This is a genomic window from Thermodesulfobacteriota bacterium (assembly GCA_030583865.1).
Classification (GTDB): Bacteria; Desulfobacterota; GWC2-55-46; order GWC2-55-46; family GWC2-55-46; genus UBA5799.
In genome coordinates this window covers 1,863,570-1,883,788 of the sequence record CP129479.1, presented here as the reverse complement: position 1 = coordinate 1,883,788, position 20,219 = coordinate 1,863,570, and the positions used below count along the sequence as shown (strand labels likewise).

Sequence of the window (20,219 nt, the reverse complement as noted above, 5' to 3'; positions counted from 1 at the left end):
AGGCAGGCGCGAGCCGCAATCAATAAAAAAGACGGGAGAAGAAAGATGGAAGTGCAAAAAAGAAAGGTCATTACAGGAGTATGCGGTCTGTTAACGGCTTTCGTGGTTTCAGGCGCGGCGGTCGCGGGCGCCGCCGAGAGCGAGTCGGTCGAATCGAAGGGCGTTTTCGTCACCGCCACAAAGACGGAGGTTTCGCTGGAAGACGTGCCGGCTTCAGTGACCGTCATCACTCGCGAGGACATCGAGTCGCGCCCGGCGCGCGACATAGTCGACGCCATACGCGACGTGCCTGGAATAACCCTGTCCGGAAAGGGCCTGAGCGGGCGGGAAACGATAAGGCTCCGCGGCTTCGACAGCAAGCACGTGCTGCTCATGGTCGACGGGCGCCGGATTACGGCCTCTGATGAGTACATCGGGCATTCCGACTACGGATTTACCTGGATCCCGCTCGAAGACATCGAGCGGATAGAGGTGGTGCGCGGCCCCGCGTCGTCATTATACGGCTCAGACGCGATGGGGGGCGTCGTCAACATAATCACCAGGCCGGTCGGCAAGGAATGGCGCGGCTCTATAAGCGCAATGGGCGGCAAGCGAGAGGACGGGCGGGGCGGCGACGAATACCAGCTCGGATTGTCCCTCACGGGTCCGATCGTGCAGGACCGGCTCGGACTGAAGCTGTCGGTGCAGAACGCCTGGGTCGGGGCCACGCCGAGCGCGATCGATTCGAGGATTTCCGAGCTTGAGGGCAAGGACCTACTTACCGGCACCGCCGGGATAACCCTGTCCCCCGTCGACGGGCATCGTTTCGAGCTGACCTTTACCCGTGGCGACGAGGAGCGCTGGCGGAATACCTTCAACCGCAACAACACCATACTGCATGTAAGCAGCTATGACCTGACCAGGGAGCAGAATTCCCTGAGTTATCACGGCGAGTTCGGAGCGGCAAGGGTCTCGGCAAACGCGTACCAGAACAGCCTGAAGGCGGAAAATCGGACCGATAACGCGCTTGTGGCTCCAACAGAGTCCCAGAAGCTCATAGACAGGGTCGCGGACGCGCAGCTGACGATACCGCTCGGTAAAAAACAGCTGGTAACCTTCGGCGGCGAGTTCCGCGAGGAGATACTCGAGCACGCCGCCCTCGCCGGCGGCGAGGGAAAGGCGATAAACCGGGCCATATTTCTCCAGGACGAGATATTCCTCACGGACGCCCTATCAGTAACCATTGGGGCGCGTAACGACAGCCACGCCTTTTTCGGCTCAGAGCTCAGCCCCAAGGGATATATAGTCTATCATGCCAACCCGCAGTGGACCTTCAAGGCGGGCTACGGCGAAGGATTCAGGGCGCCGACCTTGAAGCAGATATCGCCGGAATACATCTTTGTGGGGCCGTACACGTTCACGGGCAACCCGGACCTCAAGCCCGAGCGCTCGCAGAGCTATGAGGCAGGTGCCGAGTACCGCGCCGGTGCCCTGAGCGCGCAGCTCACGGTCTTCAGGAACGAGATCGACGACCTGATAATGAACGTCTGCGTCTCGAACTGCCTTGCTCCGCTCGGGCGCGTATACGAGCATCTCAATGTGGAAAAGGCGCGCACGCAGGGCACCGAGCTCGTATTGGGCTACGCCTTCCAGTACGGTATTGACGTCTCCTTCAACCACTCGTGGCTTGAGGCGGACGACCTGACTAACAACCGCGCGTTGGCGGAGCGGCCCAGGCATGCGGCCTCTCTACGGGTAGACTGGAGCGAAGCCCCGTGGGGGTTAAAGCCCCAGGTCCGCGGGGTCTACACGGGCGAGCAGGTGGTTTACAACGTAAATACGCCGGTGGACCTGCCGGCATATACCCTGTGGCACATGAACGTCAGGAAGGAGATTGCCCCCGGAGTCGAGCTCGGTGTTGGCATAGAGAACCTTACGGACGAGCGCCTGAGCGATAAATCCCGGAATTTCACGACTGTCGAGCGCGGCCGCTTTTACTACGCGAGCCTGCGGGCGCAGTTTTAGGTTGGGGGGCAGAGGTTAATGAAAAAAAAGGCTTACTTACGCACTCCCTGGCTGGCAGCGGGCCTCGCCGTATTCATAGCGGTGGCCGCCGTCCTCTTTGGGGTCGTTAAAAACAGGAAGGCTTCCGCCGGTCCGCAGGTGGTAATCCTCAGTAACAGCTTCGTCCTGGCCGGGAAATTCGATACGGTCACGGATGCCGCGCGTGCTGCGGGCGTGAGTGCCGTGAAATACAACCTCGACGAGACGGACCCGGCTGATTTGATTCCCGCCATGCGCAGGGCCGAACTCGTTCTCTTGGATGCCCCAAGGGCGTCCGATGCGTCCAAGGCCCGTGAAAAGGCCGGCCAGGCTCTGCAGGAAGCTGGCGCTCCTTGGCTGCTTGTGACGGGAGCCGGGCCTGAGTACGCCGGTCTTGAAAAAGAGCAGGCGGAAACCCTGTATGCCTATTACAGGAACGGCGGGCTTATAAACTTCGGGAACTTTTTCCGCTATCTTGAGAGCGCGGTGCTGGGCGGCGGAGGCGAAGTCCCGCCGCCCGTAGTACTGCCGGCAACGGGCATATACCACCCCGGCCATCCCGAGCGCGTGGTCGAAAGCCTGGATGAGTATCTGGATTGGCTCGGCAAGGAGGCTTCCAGCCGCACCCCTGTCATAGGGGTATCCATCCACAAGGCTTCGATAAGCGACGCGCTGACGGACCATATAGACGCGCTTATATCCAGGCTGGAAAAGCAGGGGGCGCTCCCGGTTGTCTTCTACGAGCCGCTCGAGCCTCAGCGGAGCGGCGGGCAGCCTCTTGCATTGATTACGAGAGAGGACGGGAGGCCTGCGGTCGACGTGCTCATCAACTACCAGGTCATGTACCTTGACGTGCGGCGCGATTCCTACGCGGCGCTCGGCGTGCCGGTCCTCCACGCCATAAGCTGGCGGAACGGTGACATTGCCGATTGGTCCGAGAGCAAGATAGGCATCCCCATGAGCGGCATCCCGTTCTATCTCGCAATACCGGAGTATACCGGTGTCATAGACCCAATGGTGGTCTCCGCCGTTGAGGGCGGCCGACTTGCGGCCATACCGGAGCAGATGGACGCGATGGTGGCCAAGGCCATGCGGCTCGCCCGGCTTCGCGCAATGCCCAACGCCCAGAAGAGGGTGGCTGTGATGTTCTACAACTACCCTCGGGGCGAAAAGAATCTCTCGGCCTCGTTTTTGAACGTCCCGAGGAGCCTTGTGACCCTGAACGGCGCATTGAAAGGGGAGGGGTATGCTACCGGCCCCCTTGAGGAGAAAACGGCCGTTGACGAATGCACGGCCATGCTTAGGCCTTTTTATAGGGACGACCAGCTTACGGCGCTTCTGGAGCGCGACCTGGCAGGTCTTTTGCCCATGGAGGATTATCTGGGCTGGTACAGGGCCCTCCCGAAAAAGGTGCAGGACAGGATTGAGGCGCGCTGGGGAGGCCCTGAAACCGACCCGATGGTCATTGAGCGCGACGGGGCAAAGTACTTCGCCGTCCCGCGCATGGTGCGCGGCAACCTCCTTATAATGCCGCAGCCGCCCAGGGGGCAGGCCGGCGAACCGGCGGAAAAGGCCATCTATCACGACAGCAAGGTCCCGATAAACCATTTCTATGCGGCCGCATACCTGTATGTGCGGAAGGCCTTCAGCGCCGACGCGCTCATCCATCTGGGCACGCACGGCAGCCAGGAGTGGACGCCGGGCAAGGAGCGGGGTCTTTCGATATACGACGACCCGCTGCTGGTTCTCGGTGACCTGCCGGTGGTCTATCCGTATATAGTGGACAACATAGGCGAGGCGACCCAGGCCAAGCGCCGCGGCAGGGCCGTTATCATTAGCCACCAGACGCCCCCGTTCGCCCCGGCAGGCCTGCATAAGGAGCTTATGCCGCTACACGACCTTATCCACGAGTACGAGCTGCTTGACGAGGGCGCGGTGAAGGTCCGGACCGGCGAGGCCATAGTCGAGGCGGCAGCCGAGCGGAAGATGCTTGAGGACCTGGGCTGGACCGCCGAGTCCGCGCGCGGTGATTTCCCGGGGTTCCATCGCCAGCTTCATGATTATCTTCATGAACTGGCCCAGGCCGCGCAGCCGCTGGGCCTTCATACCCTCGGCGAAGCCCCTGAACCGGTCCACAGGCTCATGACCGTCATGCAGATGCTGGGCCCCGACTTCTATGAGAAGCTCGCGCTCGAAGACAGCGAGGAGCTTTTCGTAGAGGACTACTCGAAGCTTACCCAGTCCGCGCCGTATCGTTTCCTGGAGCGCCATGTGGCAAAAAGAGTCCCTGTTGCGGACAAGTCGCTCCGCCCGTTCATTGAGAAAGCGCGCGAGTATTACGATTCCTTCGGCGCGGGCAAGGAGTTTTCGGGGGTGCTGGCAGCGCTCGGCGGGCGCCACGTGGAGACGAGCTATGGAGGCGACCCGATCCGGAATACGGACACGCTGCCGACCGGCCGGAACCTGTACGGTTTCGACCCTTCGAAGGTGCCTACCGTCCAGGCGTCTAAGGCTGGCCGCGAGGCCCTGAACTCCCTTCTGGAGGCTCACAAGGCCGAGAACGGCGGCTATCCGGAGAAGCTTGCCTTTTCCCTTTGGTCTGTCGAGACGATGCGCCACCTCGGGGTTCTGGAGGCTCAGGTCTTTTACGCCCTCGGCGTCCGTCCGGTCTGGGACAAGGCAGGCCGGGTAACCGAAATAGAGGTCATCCCCCGCGACGAGCTCGGAAGGCCCCGCATAGACGTCGTGGTCTCGGCCACCGGCCTGTACCGCGACCACTTCCCCATCATCATTGACCAGATTGCAAAGGCCGTGGTGAAGGTGGCGGAACTGGACGAGCCTGACAACGCCGTGCGCACGAACGCCATCGCGCTTGAGAAGGCGCTGCTCGAAAAGGGCATCGCCGCCGCGGAGGCGAGGGACATGGCCCTGACAAGGGTCTTTTCCAGCGAGAGCGGCGCGTACGGCACCGGACTTGAGGACGCTGCCCTTGCTTCCGACACCTGGGAGAACGACAGCCGCATGGCGGATCTCTACCTCAGCAAGATGCAGTACGCGTACGGCCCTGATCCGGAGCGCTGGGGGATGAAGCCCGAGGGATTGAACCTGTACAAGGAGCAGCTCAAGGGAGTCGAGGCCGCAGTGCTCTCCCGTTCCTCAAACCTCTACGGCATGCTCAGCACCGACGACCCGTTCCAGTATCTGGGCGGCATTTCGCTGGCAGTTCGGAACATCGACGGGAAAAGCCCCGGACTGTACATCAGCAACCTGAGGGACTCAGCCAACGGCCGGACGGAGTCTGCCGCGAAATTCCTGGCTTCAGAGCTCCGCACCCGCTATCACCATCCCCAGTGGGTGGAGGCCATGAAGTCCGAAGGCCACGCCGGCACCCTTAATATCGTGGATACGGTCAATAATTTCTGGGGCTGGCAGGTAACCGCGCCCGAGATAGTCCGTGACGACCAGTGGCAAAGCTTCTTCGACGTATACGTCAAGGACTCGCTCGACCTCGGCATCCGGGAGTGGTTCGAGGAGACCAACCCAGTTGCCCTGGCCCAGGTCGCCGAGCGCATGCTCGAAGCCGTAAGGAAGGACTACTGGGACGCGGACGAAGCCACTGTACGCGCCCTGGTCGAAACATACCTGGACGCGGTCGAGCGGCACGACTACAAGACGGATAACAAGCTCCTTGACGAGTACGCGCGCCAGGCGGCCGCGGGTTTCGGGATGGACGGCTTCAAGGCGAGTGGCAGCGGCGGGGCCGCGAACGCGGCCGCCAAGGTCGCAGGCCAGGTCATGAAAGCAGCTGAATCAATCAACACGCACGACCTCCGGATGGTCTTCCTTATGGCGGGGCTCCTGGCTGTGGTCTTCCTCTCAGGGGCGCTGGCGCAATGGAACAAGGGCAGGCAGAGGCGCCAGGCAGAGTAGACTGGCCGGACAATACAAAAGATGAAAAGGTTGAAAGGAGAATTTCGATGTACGCTCTTGAAGTGCTGATGTACCAGCTGGGGCAGCTCTTTCTTGCCCCGGTGCTACTCATAATACTGGGGCTCTTCGTATTCGCGTTCTATTCCAGCGGGCGTTTCGCGGTCGAGGCATGGCAGAGGCGGAAGGGCAATAAACCCGACTTACATATTCATTGGGAACGCACCGGCTGCGCCGCCGAGGACCTTGAGCTCTGGATGCTTCGGAGGCTCGAGCCCCTGCGCCTGGCCTCGCGCACAGCCCCCATGCTGGGTCTGGTGGCAACCATGATACCGATGGGGCCTGCGCTTATGTCGCTTACGGACGGCAACACGCAGGGAGTGAGTGAAAACCTGGTAATCGCGTTCGCCGCTGTCATAATCGCGCTCATAGCGGCCTCCATATCCTTCTGGCTCCTTACCGTGCGCAGGCGGTGGCTGATGGACGATTTAAGAAGGCTGGAGGAGCGGGGCCATGTCTGAAAAAACCGTCCACCAGCCGAGAAGGCGGTACCTTCAGGGAGATGAGACAGAGGACCCGGTGCTCTCTGCAATCAATATCGTCGACGTCTTTCTTGTAGTCATAGCGGTGCTGGTGATCATAATATCGCAGAACCCGCTGAACCCGTTTTCGAATGAGGATGTCACGGTAATCAAGAACCCCGGCAAGGAGAACATGGAGATACTCATGAAGGAGGGGCAGGAATTGAAGCACTACAAGTCTACCGGCGAGATCGGGGAGGGGGAGGGCATGCGTGCAGGCGTTGCCTACAGGCTGGCTGACGGCACCATGATCTACGTGCCTGAGGGGGAGAACAAGCCTTAGGGCGGAGCAGACAGGCCTTGATAAAGGCCATAAGGTTGGCCGAGGACGCGAGAGGAAAGACTACGAGCGTACCCGGCGGTTTTCCGGCGTTATGAAGGGCGTGAAATGCCATGAGGGTTTCAGGCAAGGATAATATATATTGCTTTACACGGCGGGGAATAGACCGTGGCTCCAGTGACCGAACGCGCGGAGAAGAGCCCGGAACGGCATAGGTTGACAGCAGCCGACCTGTTGGATAAGCTTTAGCAAACCTCGCATTGGAAGCTCCGAAAGGGCCTGGATGCAAAATCCAATGGCGCGGATTGAAAGGTCACGTGCAAGTAAGAATCCGAAGCACGAATCCTGATTAATGGAGAGAAGAGTCTATGAAAGACGATAAGAAGAAGCTCACAAACAACGCCGGCTCCCCGGTTGTGGACAACCAGAACGTTTTAACTGCCGGCAGGCGCGGGCCGATGCTCCTGCAGGACGTCTGGTTTCTGGAGAAGCTCGCTCATTTCGACAGAGAGGTGATACCGGAACGCCGCATGCACGCAAAAGGCTCAGCCGCCTACGGTACGTTTACCGTCACGCACGACATGACGAGATACACGAAGGCGAAAATATTCGCTGGAATCGGCAAAAAAACGGACCTCTTCGTCCGTTTTTCCACCGTGGCGGGAGAGCGCGGGGCAGCCGATGCCGAGCGCGACATCAGGGGCTTTGCCTTGAAGTTCTATACGGAAGAGGGCAACTGGGACCTGGTCGGCAATAATACACCCGTCTTTTTCCTGCGCGACCCGCTCAAGTTCCCTGATCTCAACCACGCGGTCAAGCGCGACCCGCGCACCAATATGAGGAGCGCACGCAACAACTGGGACTTCTGGACATCGCTGCCCGAGGCGCTGCATCAGGTTACAATAGTGATGAGCGACAGGGGCATTCCCTATTCATACCGCCACATGCACGGCTTCGGCAGCCACACTTTCAGCATGATAAATGCCAAAAAAGAGCGGCATTGGGTGAAGTTCCATTTCAAGACGCAGCAGGGGATCCGGAACCTCACAAATGCCGAGGCGGAAGCTATCATAGCCAAAGACCGGGAAAGCCATCAGCGCGACCTATACGAGAGCATCGAGCGGAAAGAGTTCCCCCGTTGGACCATGTATATTCAGGTAATGCCGGAGAAAGACGCTTCCAAATGTCCGTACAACCCCTTTGATCTCACAAAGGTCTGGCTGCACAAGGACTACCCTCTTATGGAAGTCGGCGTCCTTGAGCTTAACAGGAATCCCGAGAACTATTTCGCCGAAGTTGAACAGGCGGCCTTCAATCCGGCCAGCGTGGTGCCTGGCATCGGTTTCTCGCCGGACAAGATGCTCCAGGGTCGGCTCTTCTCCTATGCCGATGCCCAGCGGTACCGCCTTGGCGTAAACCACCACTTGATCCCGGTCAATGCCTCTCGATGCCCCGCACACAGTTACCATAGGGATGGGGCCATGAGGGTGGATGGCAATCACGGCAGCACGCTTGGTTATGAGCCTAACAGCTACGGCGAGTGGCAACAGCAGCCGGATTTCAGCGAACCGCCACTCAGCCTTGAAGGGGCCGCTGATCACTGGAACCATCGCGATGACGACGATTACTACTCCCAGCCCCGGCTACTCTTCAGACTTATGAGCGCCGAACAGCAGAAGACGCTCTTTTCGAATACGGCCGCTGCTATGGGCGACGCGCCCAGGGAGATCAAAACCCGACACATCAACAACTGCCTGAAATGCGATGCGGCTTACGGAAAGGGAGTGGCTGACGCGCTCGGAATCGAACTCGATGAATTGTCGTCTAAAGCGTAGCGGCTGGCCATAGATTGTCATTTCTACCCGTTATTTGAAATGAAGTGTGGTGCCTGTTAGAGGATGGGGGGCAATAATAATTGTCCTCCATCTTTTTTTGCAGTTATCAATCGCAGATGCTGGGCTCATCATAAAGAGGGGCAAACAATGACAATCACAACCACCTTCACGTGTTGCCCTTAGCTGTTTTGCTGACTTCAGTCGATGTCTGAAGTAAATTCCCTTTGCTAATACATTCAAATGGCAGGGGAAGACCCGAACTCGCCACTTATACACATGCTGCCGTTATCGACATAAAGATCAATTCACCTCACCGCCTCTTCTTAAGGGTGGTCTCCGAAAGGAGTTCACCTTTTATGCGGATACCTTTTATGCCTGCTGGCTTCCCTCCGTTCAATTTCGCTTTTTTGGCATCGATGAGTAAACGGATGACATGACCATCGCTTGGAACAGGTGCTAATAAGGCCACTTCCTTCCCGCGGTCTGTTATGACGAACTACTCGCCATGCAATACCCTGTCGAGATAACGTCGTAATTCAGCCCTAAGCTCTTTTATGTTTATTGAGTTCATCTTAAACCGTTTGAAATTGTTATTATTTTACAGCAAAGAAACGCACTGCACAAAAAGTCCCGCGCGGGAAGAAGCTAATTGAGAATGAAAAATGTAAGTCATTAATTTCGAAGAGGAAAATTTTGTGTTCAGAGGCGAGTTTCGACCGCCTCCAGAAAAAAATTAATACAAAATTAGTACAGTCGGGTAAAAACCACCTGAAGGTCGTGGAAGCTTCGGAAGTCGCAACGGCCTGAAAACATAATGTTTTCAGGGGATTAGATGGTGCCGGAGGCGGGGGTCGAACCCGCACGGGGGGATACCCCACGGGATTTTGAGGGCAATAAAGCCCAAAAACATAACTCCCTGATCTTAGGCTTGATTTCCCGTTTTGCCTTATGAAATAGGGGGTTGGAAGGTTTTCCAGGAAGGCTAAAGAGGCTACTGAGTCTAAAGACAGCCGCGAATTCTACTACAAAATTAATACAGTTACCTGAATAGCTCCTTTGTTACGAACTGAAATGGTTTCCATTTCCTTCTTTTCAGCTCACAAAATCTTTTTTCTTGACAATGAACTAAGCTCAGAGTATCTTCTTAATATCTTACTGCGTTACTCAAGTATTTAGACCATGAAAATAGACCTTTCTAACATCTTAAATTTGTCCACTACCACGTGTATGTGTTGTTGTACGCATATGGTAATGGGCAGGGGTCTATCCGTGTAAGAAAAACAACTACAGAACGGCTCCCCAAAACCCATTACCCGAGTACGGTAGTGGGTTTTTTGTTTTTTTAGCGACCAAATGGAGAGGGAAATGGAAAAGGGGATAAGCGAGGAAATATTGAAGGCCGTAAAGAGCGTAAAGTTCGGGAACGTGCAGATAATCATCCAGGACTCAAAAGTCGTGCAGATCGACAAGACGGAAAAGATAAGGCTCGGCCAGAATTGCAAAAAAGGAGGTGAAGCTTAAGAAAGTTTTTTCCAGATGTAAGGTTCTCAGGCATAAAAAAATAATAATAGGCTGACCAGTCAACTGGAGGCCGCAAAAACTTTGGAGGTATGTATGAAGAGTTTTGCGCTTTCCATTGGGCTGTTTGTCAGCCTTTTTGTTTTAACCCCTCTTTCCTGGGCAGGACAAGGGTACGACAGGCTCCTTGACCTGCTTGTGGAGAAGGGCTCGGTGAGCAAGGAAGATGCCGCGAGTTTAAGGGCCGAGGAGGCGGTAAGGGAACAGGAAGAAAAGGAAAACCAGAAAGAGTTCTTTGTAATCGCCGGGAGGCCGGTAAAGCTCGGCGGCTACGCGCAGGTCAGATACAGAAATGATGAGAGCATAAAAGATACCTTCGATGTAAGGCGGGCAAGGCTTGACCTGAGGGCCGCGCCTACCGAAAGGCTTGAGTTGAGGCTTCAGACCGAGCTTGCGGGTTCATCGGCCAAAATACTCGATGCCACGGCAGCCTACGCATGGTCCCCTGGTCTCAGGATAACTGCAGGGCAGTTCCTAGTCCCCTTCAGTCTCGAGAACGTCACCTCCAATACAAAGCTCGAGACCATAAATCGTTCGCAGGTGGTCGAAGCCCTTGTCGCGCGCGGCAGCGATGTGATCGGCAACCACAACGGGCGCGATACCGGCGTGCAGGCAAGCGGCAGTCTCATCGACTACGGCGGCCGCAAGCTCGTCGAATACTCTGTGGGCGTATTCAACGGCTCAGGCATAAACAGGGCCGACCAGGATGAGCAAAAGGACATCATCGGCCGAGTGGCCTTTCGCGTCCTCAATGACCTTTCCATAGGCACGTCCGTTTATGAAGGCAGCTATACCGGAGCGAACAGGGACAGGGTCGGAGTGGAGTTCGCCTACACTGGCGACCCCTTCTCCATAAAAGGCGAGTATATCCGCGGGGAGGACGGCTCGAAGGACAAGGAAGGCTGGTACCTGCAGGCGGGGTATTTCATCATCCCGAAGCTGCTTCAGGGGGTAGTCAAGTTCGACACGTTCGACCCTGACAAGGGCGTGAGTAAAAACGAAACAGACGTCTATACGGCTGGCGCGAACATCTACTTCAATAAATGGTCCTTCCTGCAGGTGAACTATGAGGACAAAAGGGAAAAGGGGACCAAGGTCGACAATAACGCCCTCACTGGGCAGTTGACTGTTCAATTCTAAGGAGGCCGGAATGAAAAAGATAGCGTTACTGTTTTTTGCATTTTTACTGTTGTTGTCCGGGGGGCGAGCCGCCCATGCTGCCGAGCTGAAGGGGTCCATAACGATCTCGGGTGCGTGGGCCATATATCCGACAGCGGTCGCCTGGGCCGATGCCTTCCGGGCAAAGCACCCTGAAGTGAGGATAGATATATCAGCCGGAGGGGCTGGGAAAGGCGCGGCCGATGCCATCGCAGGGCTCGCGGATATAGGGATGGTCTCAAGGGAGCCTGACCCGGCCGAGCTAAAGAAAGGCGTAACGCCGGTATACATCCTGCATGACGCGGTCTTCCCGATTGTGAGCGAGAGAAACCCTTCGCTGGATGGCCTTTTGAAAAAGGGGATCGCGAAAGACAAGTGGTCAGGCCTCTACATCACTGGCCTCCTCTCCACATGGGACGAAGTCGCCGGGACAAAGACAGGCAAAAAGGTCCATGTCTACACACGCTCTGATTCCTGCGGCGCTGCCGCAAGCTGGGCCAAATACATAGGCAATAAAAAGCAGGAAGATCTTAAAGGCGTGGGAGTCTACGGCGACCCGGGCCTCGTAGAGGCAGTAAGGAGAGACCCCCTGGGCATCGGTTACAGTAACTTCAGCTTTGTCTTCACCCGTGAAGGAGCAGTCGCGAAGGGAATTAAGCTCGTTCCCATCGACGCGAACGGCAACGGCAAGGCAGACCCTGACGAGGTCTTTAAGGACCGTGACTCTGCGATAAAGGCTATCGAAGCCGGGCGTTATCCCGCGACGAGGAAGAACTACTTCTTCGTGAAGGAAAAGCCGCAGGGGCACGTGTTGGAATTCATCAGGTTCGCCTTGTCGGACGAAGGCGCAAGGATAGTCGATGAGGTAGGCACAAGCCTGCCCATCCCAAAGGCAGAGCGCGAAAAGGTATTGAAGAGCCTGCAGTAAGAAATAAAAGCCCCTTCCGGCCCGAACGGAAGGGGCGCCACATAGGGAGAATAATGGATGGATATCAGAAAACTTAAAGACAGGCTCGCCAGGCGCGTGATGTTTTTCATCTGCGCCTCGGTTATAAGCCTCGCGTTTTTTATTGCCCTTGTTCTTTTCGCGAGGGCTACCCCCGTCTTTTCATCGGCGGGTATAGGAGACATATTGCTCTCCGGCTATTGGCACCCCGATGAAGGCAGGTTCGGGCTAGCCAACTTCATAATCGGCACATTCCTTGTCACTGGAGTCGCGATTGTAATAGCCGTCCCCCTCGGCATGTTGACGGCCATTTATTTGTCCGAGTATGCCGATAGACGGGTAAGAGGTATCATCAAGCCGGTAATAGACTTGCTCGCAGGGATATCTCCCATCATATACGGCGTATGGGGCGTAATAGTGGTCGTGCCGCTGGTGCGGGACTACATCATGCCGTTCGTAAGCGAAACATTCCCGTTCTTCCCGTTCGCCTCTGACAACTACACGGGCTTTTCAGCCCTGAGCGCGGGTATTGTTCTTTCGGTGATGGTCTTCCCGATAATCATCTCTGTTGCCGAAGAGGTCATGAGGACCGTGCCTGAAGGATTGCGGGAAGTTTCTCTTTCGTTGGGAGCGACAAAGTGGCAGACGGTCAAGCACGCGGTTGTAAGAAAGGCATGGCCTGGAATTATAGCTGCCGTGATACTGGGGCTCTCAAGGGCCTTAGGCGAGACGATGGCTGTGCTGATGGTGGCTGGCTCTGCTCTTAATGTCCTTCCGGCATCCATATTCGACACGGCCTATCCGCTCCCGGCCTTTATCGCAAATACATACGGCGAGCTCATGTCCATACCGCTTTACGATTCAGCCGTATTTCTCGCTGCCTTCGTTCTTCTGGCGGTCACTGCCGCGTTCAACATGCTCGGCTGGGGGATACTCCTCAAATTGGAAAAAGGAGGCGCGTAGTGAAAAGGCCGCTTTTGGAAGAAAAGATATTCAAGGCGCTCATGCTCGCCGCCACCTTTATCGTCGTCGGCTCTCTCGCGCTCATCCTCGCTACCGTTTTCATAAAAGGCTTCAGCGCTCTCTCTATCGATATGCTGATTAAGACGCCGCAGGGCGGCTTCTACATGGGCAAGGAGGGCGGCATACTCAATGCCATCACGGGCTCTCTGGTATTGAGCCTGGGGGCCACGGCGCTGGCCTTTATCTTGAGCCTGCCTTTGGCACTCTACTTGAACCTTTACCTCCGGAAGTCATCGAGGTTCGCTTTTTCGGCACGCTTTCTTTTGGACATACTATTCGGGGTGCCGTCGATCGTATACGGCGCTTTCGGCTTCATCATAATGGTCTTCTTCGGGCTCAGGGCATCGCTCCTTGCAGGGGTAATAACCGTCGCGCTGCTCGTAGTCCCTGTCATGACAAGGGCCATGGACGAGGTCTTGAAGACCGTGCCCTTTGACCTCAAGGAAGTCTCGCTGGCTTTAGGCGCGAACAGGCTTGAAACCGGGCTGAAAGTAATGCTGCGGCAGGCCTTGCCGGGTCTACTTACCGCCGTTCTCATTTCCTTCGGGAGGGCCATAAGTGACGCCGCTTCAGTGCTTTTTACGGCTGGCTTTACGGATTCGCTCCCTTATTCGCTCTTCCAGCCGGTTGCCACATTGCCTCTTGCAATCTTCTTCCAACTGGGCACTCCATTTCCGGAAGTACAGGAACGAGGCTATGCGTCAGCCCTCGTCCTTACTGTGATAATACTGGCGATAAGCATCGCCGCGAGGATCATAAGCAGAAGGTTTACAAAAAACACTGTCAAGTAGGAGAAGAAGATGAAACACATCCAGATAAAAGACCTTACTGTTTCGTACGGAGGCCACAAGGCCCTCAACAATATTTCAGTCGATATACCCGATAAAAAGGTCACAGCCATCATCGGCCCTTCGGGCTGCGGCAAGACCACGCTCCTTAAATCCTTTAACAGGCTACTTGAGCTTAATGACGGTGTAAAGGTAGACGGGCAGGTGTTGATAGACGGGGAGGATATCTACAGCCCCAAGACCGAAGTTACTCATTTAAGGAAGAAGGTGGGGCTTCTTGCCCAGAGGCCGCAGACGCTGCCAATGTCCATATACGACAATATAGCTTACGGCCCGAGGATACACGGCATAAAAGACAGGAAGACACTTGACGCTATTATTGAAGAGAAGCTCAGGATAGCTGGCCTTTGGGAAGAGGTGAGGGGCCGTCTTGCGTTTCCAGCGTCGGCCCTTTCCATAGGACAGCAACAGAGGCTATGCCTTGCCCGGAGCCTTGCGGTAGAGCCTGAAGTGATACTCGGCGACGAGCCCACCTCCGCGCTCGACCCTATCTCCGCGGAGCATATTGAAAACAAGTTTCAGGAGCTGAAGGGCAGATATACCATCGTCCTTGTGACCCACAGCCTGAGGCAGGCAAGAAAGCTCGCCGACTATGTCCTTTTCATGTACCTTGGGAACCTTATCGAGCACGGCCCTGCTGAAGAGTTCTTCAACAACCCGAGGTTCGCAAAGACGAGAGCTTACATAAACGGGCAATCGATTGTAGAACACAGACCGGACAAAGAAATTGACCTGAAGGGCACCACCTGCCCGGGAAACTTCGTCCACGCAAAGCTATCGCTTGAAAAGCTTAACGAAGGCCAGGTATTGAAGATAATAGTCGACCATGAGCAGGCCGTAACCGAGATGCCAAGGGCGATAGAGTTCGAGGGGCACAGGGTGCTTGAGGTCAAACGACTGAACTCCACCGACTGGGAGGTGCTTGTCCAGAAGAGCGGTGAAGCCGATTTTTGATGACAAATAGATGATGGTTTTTCCGAGGTTTTTCGGTTAAACCGCTAGTGGCAGGCGCAATTGTTTTTTAAAATACAACTACTGAAACCTCCTGTCCCAGCAATTAAAATTAAGTGGTTACAGCGAAAGCTGTAATCCCCTTATCGCGTTGTGGGAATATACTCCAGTCTGGCATTCCGGTTTTGACTTGAAAATCAAAGAGTTATATGTTCTCTTCCTTCCCCCAACGCCCTGTCTGCAACAATTTTGCAGTAGTGTAGCCAATGAGATTTAGCTTGACCAAGGGCCTGGTGCTTTCCAGATACCTTTGAAATCATGACCCGCGGCCAAACTTACGGCAATAGGTCCAAGGAAGGTAGCGAGATTCTTAATTATTTTTCCGAAATCCTCCGGGACATCGGTTAATCTGTTTTTGCGGATAAAACCTTGCCATTGTTTAACTTTTGTGGCATCGGAAGCAAAGGTATCTGTCAAAGGAGGCGGCTCTGACGGGATTCCCGTGCCACGCGCAGAGAAGGTCATCGTGATTGCCTTTGCTAATGTTTCTCCATCAAAATCAAACTGTCTTGATAGTAACCAAATATCGAAGAAATCTTTCATGCGGCTGTTCAAAATATCCAGCTTTACCATCGCTTCAAATTTTTCTGCAATAGTGCTTTCCATGGTGTAACCACGAAGGTGTGGTGCTGGGAATTCGAGTATCGTAGGATAATCTAGAGAAAGAGGTGAAGGAATTATTATATCGCCAAAACCAGAGGTGGTCCCCAAAATTTGGACAGTGTGATAAGGTGTAAAGCCGCACACTGAAGGAGGACCACCGATGAGCAAGACGAAACGAACCCGTTATTCAGCAGAGTTCAAGGCCAAGGTCGCCCTGGATGCCATCAGGGGCGAAAAGACCCTGTCCGAACTGGCCACCAGATACGACGTACACCCGAATATGATTGCCACCTGGAAGCGCCAGGCCATCGAGAACATGGCCGAGACCTTTTCCGGCAGGGCTGAGCGTGCCGGCGCCGCCAACGAGGCCCAGATCAAGGATCTGCACGCCAAGATCGGGCAGTTGACGGTGGAGCGGGATTTTTTAGCCAAAGCCTTCGGTCGTTGAGCCACGTCCGGAGGAAAAGCCTGGTCGAACCCGGGCATGCCCAAGGCTTGAGCATTGCCCGGCAATGCAGACTGCTCTCGATTAAGCGGTCATCCTGGTATTATCAGTCCCTCGGCGAGACACCGCTGAACCTGGAACTGATGCGCCTGGTTGACGAGCAGTTTCTGGAAACCCCGTGTTACGGCGCCAGGCAGATGGCACGTCACCTGCGTCGCCTTGGGTACTGTGTAAGCCGCAAGCGTATTGGCCGGCTTATGAGGGTCATGGGGCTCTCGCCGATCTATCAGCGGCCCAACACTTCAAAGCCGCACCCGGAACACAAGATCTATCCGTATCTGCTACGCGGCATGGCAATTGACACTCCGAACCAGGTCTGGTGCGCCGGCGTCAGCTATATCCCGATGCGTCGAGGCTTTCTACACCTGGTAGCCATCATGGACTGGGCCAGCCGCAAGGTCCTGTCCTGGCGGCTCTCTAACACCCTGGACGCCGACTTCTGCGTGGCGGCCCTGGAGGATGCCCTGGAGCGTTACGGGCGCCCTGAGATCTTCAACACCGACCAGGGAAGCCAGTTCACAAGCTTTGCTTTTACCAACGCGCTCAAAGATGCCGGTATCCGGATCTCGATGGACGGCAAGGGGCGCTGGATGGATAATGTGATGATCGAGAGGCTCTGGCGGTCTCTCAAGTATGAATGCGTGTATCTGAACGCCTATGAAACCGGAAGCGAGCTCCGGGATGGACTCTCTCGCTGGATCAGCTTCTACAACGAGCGCCGTCCGCACTCAAGTCTGGACGACAAGACCCCTTTTGAGGCATACTGGCAAAAACCCAGGGCCGGCTACTCCAGCCGTCCCTCCGTACAGGCGGCTTAACCCCCATGGCTTTCCACCTTATTTATGCCGCCAACCTGTCCAAACAACCGGGGCCACCTCTATATTCCATAATGCTTTGAGAGTGTAAGCGAACTCTAGCTCCATCGGTATTGCGAGCAGCTCCCCCTTGGTTACATTTTTTGTGAAGTTCACTTGAAATTTCACGGTAGTCGAATCACTATTATTATTCCGATCTATCGTGCCAAATTGAAGAATTCCGTAAGTCGGTTTATAAATCTCAAAATCATCATCAAAACAAGAGCAAGCTTCAGCTGTAAGGGGGATATTCAAAGTAATAAGTAGGGATAATGAGAATATAATTTGAAATAATGACATGTTCTTTCAGGATTAAAATGAAAAGTTCGCTTCAATCCCAAATGAATTTTTGAGAAACACGCTTCTTTACGAAATTTTGCGGAAGTCAGCTGGATGCTCTGGCAGGAAAAAACGAGTTGTATCAATAAGTATATCTGGGAATTGGGAAAATTGCTATTCGGGAGAAGGACTAGGAGCCCCAGGCCGCCTGGAGGGGAGGTGAGTTCTAATTCGAAGACAAAACGCACATGGTCTTACTTATGAGTACGCAATCGAGTTAGACTTCACGAACAGTGGGAGCCGAGGCTAATCGGTCAGTCAGTGCCCCTTGACAGGAATCAAGACTGACCGAAAGCCCGGCATCGTTCTGATACTCGAAATGGGATAACGACGAGCGCTATCACGCCTTGAAACCATTGTAGAGAGATTCAACATCAAAAGTATAAACCGTCACCCCGGAACTTTTAGAGCATTTATAGCGAGCAGAACCTCCGCTGAAAGGAACGCATCAAGAACCTCCAGCAAGGCAGCTTTCCTTTCTTCGCAGAGTCGTTCAAAGCCAAAAACCAGTCTCTCCCTCTCGTCCATATGATGTGCACCTCCCGCACTGAATTTGACTTCTATATATATGCGGTATTTTTTCTACCCCTGATTTCGGAAAGGCTGGTTTTTAAAGAATATTTTAAAGAAATTTATTCTGGTTTTGTGACCCTTAAGCCCAAAGGAAATATAATTTAAGGAGATAACAATAATTTGATCTATTGGCGAGCAGAGTCAGAACGGAGGCCCGGAAGCCAGGGCCTATTCACGGGTAAAGTTAATCTCCTACTAAGTAGGCTCGGTCTTTTGCGGAGGTCCTGGACTTAATTGAAAAACATCGCATAGATGTAGGCTGGTGGCTGGTAAATTGTATAACAATGTGCTTTTTAAGAAAAAAGGGTTAAGAAAAATCCCGTAGCCCCATGATTTGATTGGCTCGCCTGGAGGGATTCGAACCCCCGGCCCACTGCTTAGTGACCCTACCTCCCCATCGGTATGATTTTCGCCACTACCGGCGCATCGATCTCCAATATCGACCGGAGTTTCCGCTCCCATAATTCGAGGGTATGTCGTTTTTCCATGTCGTAGCTATGCCTGTTGTAGACGGCCAGCATCCCTTGGAGCCGGTGCCCGATTACCTTTTCTGCGACGATATCATCTATACCCAATTCGGCAAGCCTTGTGCGGAGGGTTCGCCTGAGATCGTGAGGTGTGAAGGCTTCTTTAAGCCCCATAGCCTTCCAATGCCGGACGACGGCGCGGGATAGGGCCGCCCTGGTTACGGGTGCATTCTCTTTGTAGGAGCTTCTGAATACGAAAGGGCAATCTCCCGAGAAGCTCCGGGCCCGTTCTATCGTCTCAAGCGCCAGAGGACAGAGCGGAACCGTGTGAGCCTCGGAGCCTTTCATCCTTTCAGCCGGTATGGTCCAGAATCCCTCCGGGGTGAGCTCCTCCAATGACATTCCCGCAACCTCTCCGGGCCTCTGGCCAGTGAGTAGAATCATCCTCAAGGCCAGTTTTGTAATAACGTACATGTCTATCTTTTTGTTTGAAGGGTCCAGGGCCGCCCATACCAGCTTGATTTCTTTATCCGATAGGACGCGGCTTCTGGATTCCTCTTTGGGCTTCTTTATGCGGGTGCAAGGGCTATCCTCGATAACGCCGCGCTCGGCTGCGAAATTAAAGAGCCGCCCCAATACGCCGTGGACGTGGTTTCTGGTAGATTTGGATCGCTTTTCTATTTCGTCCAGGAGGACGACGATATGACGGCGCTTGATATCCTTTACCTTGAGCCGCCCCCATACCGGCACAACGTCTTTCAGGAGGAGCCGCCGCCTGTCTGCGCCGGATTTCTGCTTGCTCAGCTCCCGGTCCCAAAACTCGCTGACTAGTTCCTCGAAGGTAGGTGAGGCCTGTCTTTCGGCCTTTTCGATTTTTTTAATCGTCCCAGGGTCAATCCCTTTCTTGACCTTCAGCTTGGCTTCCGCTGCTTCCTTCCTGGCCTCCTCGAGCCCCATTACCGGATACTCGCCCAGCGTAATGAGCTTGCGTTCTGCATCAAAGGTGTATCTGAAGACCCATGTTTTTTTCCTTGCGCCGGTGAGTAAGCCAAGCCCGTTCCTATCCCATAAAATCTCTCGCTTCCCTGGCGTGCATTTGTACCTTTTGAGCTTCAAATCGGTGAGCATTTTGCCCCTCCTTATGACGCATTATACCGACCACTTATATTTCCGGGGTAAAAAGTGGTCGGAAACTGTTATCCAACTGTTATCCATTTTGACATGAAAAACAGCTTGCCAAGGTGAACAGCTTGAACGGCAGATTAGGCCAAAATAGCGATTATGTCAAGGTTTTTCTGGCGTAAGGTGAAGGGAGTCGAAAGGGCCTGAAAATGGTCTGCATTCTCATGGGGTGCTAGTGGTCGGAGGTTCGAATCCTCTCGCCCCGACCAGAATAAAGAAGGGCCAATCCGAATGGATTGGCCCTTCTTATTCTATGGTGGCAGGATTCGAAAGACGCTGAGCGCCGAGCGACAGCGAGGATGAGGCCCCAGGGACGGGGCCGAAAGCGAAGCGGCGCGGCTGGGAACGAGGAGCCAGGAAGGCGAACGAGTGGAAGCCGAATCCTCTCGCCCCGACCAATTGAATCAAAGGGTTACGGAGTTTCCGTAACCCCTTTTTTCTTTGCTTCCGCTTTGAGAGTCGGGGATAATCGTGTCATGGAAAGCCC

At 54.8% G+C, this 20,219-nt stretch carries 14 protein-coding genes and 2 pseudogenes; 13 read left to right on the top strand and 3 right to left on the bottom strand.

Annotated elements, in window-relative coordinates; genetic code table 11:
* Positions 1 to 45: 45 nt before the first annotated feature.
* The 12 genes and pseudogenes from QY316_08905 (at position 46) to QY316_08850 (ending at position 15,152) form a co-directional block, all read left to right on the top strand.
* Positions 46 to 2,004: a TonB-dependent receptor gene (locus tag QY316_08905; GenBank protein ID WKZ32031.1), complete on the top strand. Its 1,959-nt coding sequence runs from the start codon at positions 46 to 48 to the stop codon at positions 2,002 to 2,004.
* Between the two features lie 18 nt (positions 2,005 to 2,022).
* Entirely contained in the window at positions 2,023 to 5,952 is a 3,930-nt protein-coding gene (cobN, locus tag QY316_08900) for a cobaltochelatase subunit CobN (GenBank protein ID WKZ32030.1), read from the top strand.
* 47 nt (positions 5,953 to 5,999) lie between these two features.
* Entirely contained in the window at positions 6,000 to 6,470 is a 471-nt protein-coding gene (locus QY316_08895; protein WKZ32029.1) for a MotA/TolQ/ExbB proton channel family protein, read from the top strand.
* Positions 6,463 to 6,813: a DUF2149 domain-containing protein gene (locus QY316_08890; GenBank protein ID WKZ32028.1), complete on the top strand. Its 351-nt coding sequence runs from the start codon at positions 6,463 to 6,465 to the stop codon at positions 6,811 to 6,813. The genes QY316_08895 and QY316_08890 overlap by 8 nt, the downstream gene beginning before the upstream one ends.
* Before the next feature lie 365 nt (positions 6,814 to 7,178).
* On the top strand, positions 7,179 to 8,645 hold the full coding sequence (locus QY316_08885) for a catalase (GenBank protein WKZ32027.1): 1,467 nt from the start codon (positions 7,179 to 7,181) through the stop codon (positions 8,643 to 8,645).
* A gap of 1,365 nt (positions 8,646 to 10,010) precedes the next feature.
* Complete coding sequence (locus tag QY316_08880) at positions 10,011 to 10,166, top strand: YezD family protein (protein WKZ32026.1); 156 nt, start codon at positions 10,011 to 10,013, stop codon at positions 10,164 to 10,166.
* A gap of 93 nt (positions 10,167 to 10,259) precedes the next feature.
* Positions 10,260 to 11,363: a porin gene (locus tag QY316_08875; GenBank protein WKZ32025.1), complete on the top strand. Its 1,104-nt coding sequence runs from the start codon at positions 10,260 to 10,262 to the stop codon at positions 11,361 to 11,363.
* A 10-nt stretch (positions 11,364 to 11,373) separates the two neighbouring features.
* Positions 11,374 to 12,309, top strand: coding sequence for a substrate-binding domain-containing protein (locus QY316_08870; GenBank protein WKZ32024.1), 936 nt, complete (start codon positions 11,374 to 11,376; stop codon positions 12,307 to 12,309).
* Between the two features lie 57 nt (positions 12,310 to 12,366).
* Positions 12,367 to 13,290, top strand: coding sequence for a phosphate ABC transporter permease subunit PstC (gene pstC / locus QY316_08865; GenBank protein ID WKZ32023.1), 924 nt, complete (start codon positions 12,367 to 12,369; stop codon positions 13,288 to 13,290).
* Positions 13,290 to 14,141 (top strand): phosphate ABC transporter permease PstA, encoded by an 852-nt coding sequence (gene pstA, locus QY316_08860; protein WKZ32022.1) that lies wholly within the window; start codon positions 13,290 to 13,292, stop codon positions 14,139 to 14,141. The genes pstC and pstA overlap by 1 nt, the downstream gene beginning before the upstream one ends.
* A 9-nt stretch (positions 14,142 to 14,150) precedes the next feature.
* Positions 14,151 to 14,891 (top strand): annotated as a pseudogene (locus QY316_08855) (phosphate ABC transporter ATP-binding protein).
* Entirely contained in the window at positions 14,883 to 15,152 is a 270-nt protein-coding gene (locus QY316_08850; protein ID WKZ34104.1) for a sulfurtransferase TusA family protein, read from the top strand. The pseudogene QY316_08855 and the gene QY316_08850 overlap by 9 nt, the downstream one beginning before the upstream one ends.
* A gap of 270 nt (positions 15,153 to 15,422) precedes the next feature.
* Here QY316_08850 and QY316_08845 read toward each other — a convergent pair whose 3' ends face one another.
* The gene (locus QY316_08845) at positions 15,423 to 15,980 is read right to left on the bottom strand and encodes a nucleotidyl transferase AbiEii/AbiGii toxin family protein (GenBank protein WKZ32021.1); all 558 of its coding nucleotides are present in this window, start codon (positions 15,978 to 15,980) and stop codon (positions 15,423 to 15,425) included.
* On the opposite strand from QY316_08845, the pseudogene QY316_08840 reads away from it, so the two are divergent.
* A pseudogene (locus tag QY316_08840) lies at positions 15,973 to 17,084 on the top strand (IS3 family transposase). The gene QY316_08845 and the pseudogene QY316_08840 sit on opposite strands and share 8 nt — an antisense overlap.
* Positions 17,085 to 17,900: 816 nt before the next feature.
* On the opposite strand, the gene QY316_08835 reads toward QY316_08840, so the two are convergent.
* Both QY316_08835 and QY316_08830 read right to left on the bottom strand, forming a co-directional pair.
* A complete protein-coding gene (locus QY316_08835) occupies positions 17,901 to 18,038 on the bottom strand; it encodes a hypothetical protein (GenBank protein WKZ32020.1) in 138 nt (45 codons plus the stop codon).
* Between the two features lie 431 nt (positions 18,039 to 18,469).
* Positions 18,470 to 19,678: a tyrosine-type recombinase/integrase gene (locus tag QY316_08830; protein ID WKZ32019.1), complete on the bottom strand. Its 1,209-nt coding sequence runs from the start codon at positions 19,676 to 19,678 to the stop codon at positions 18,470 to 18,472.
* Between the last annotated feature and the right edge of the window lie 541 nt (positions 19,679 to 20,219).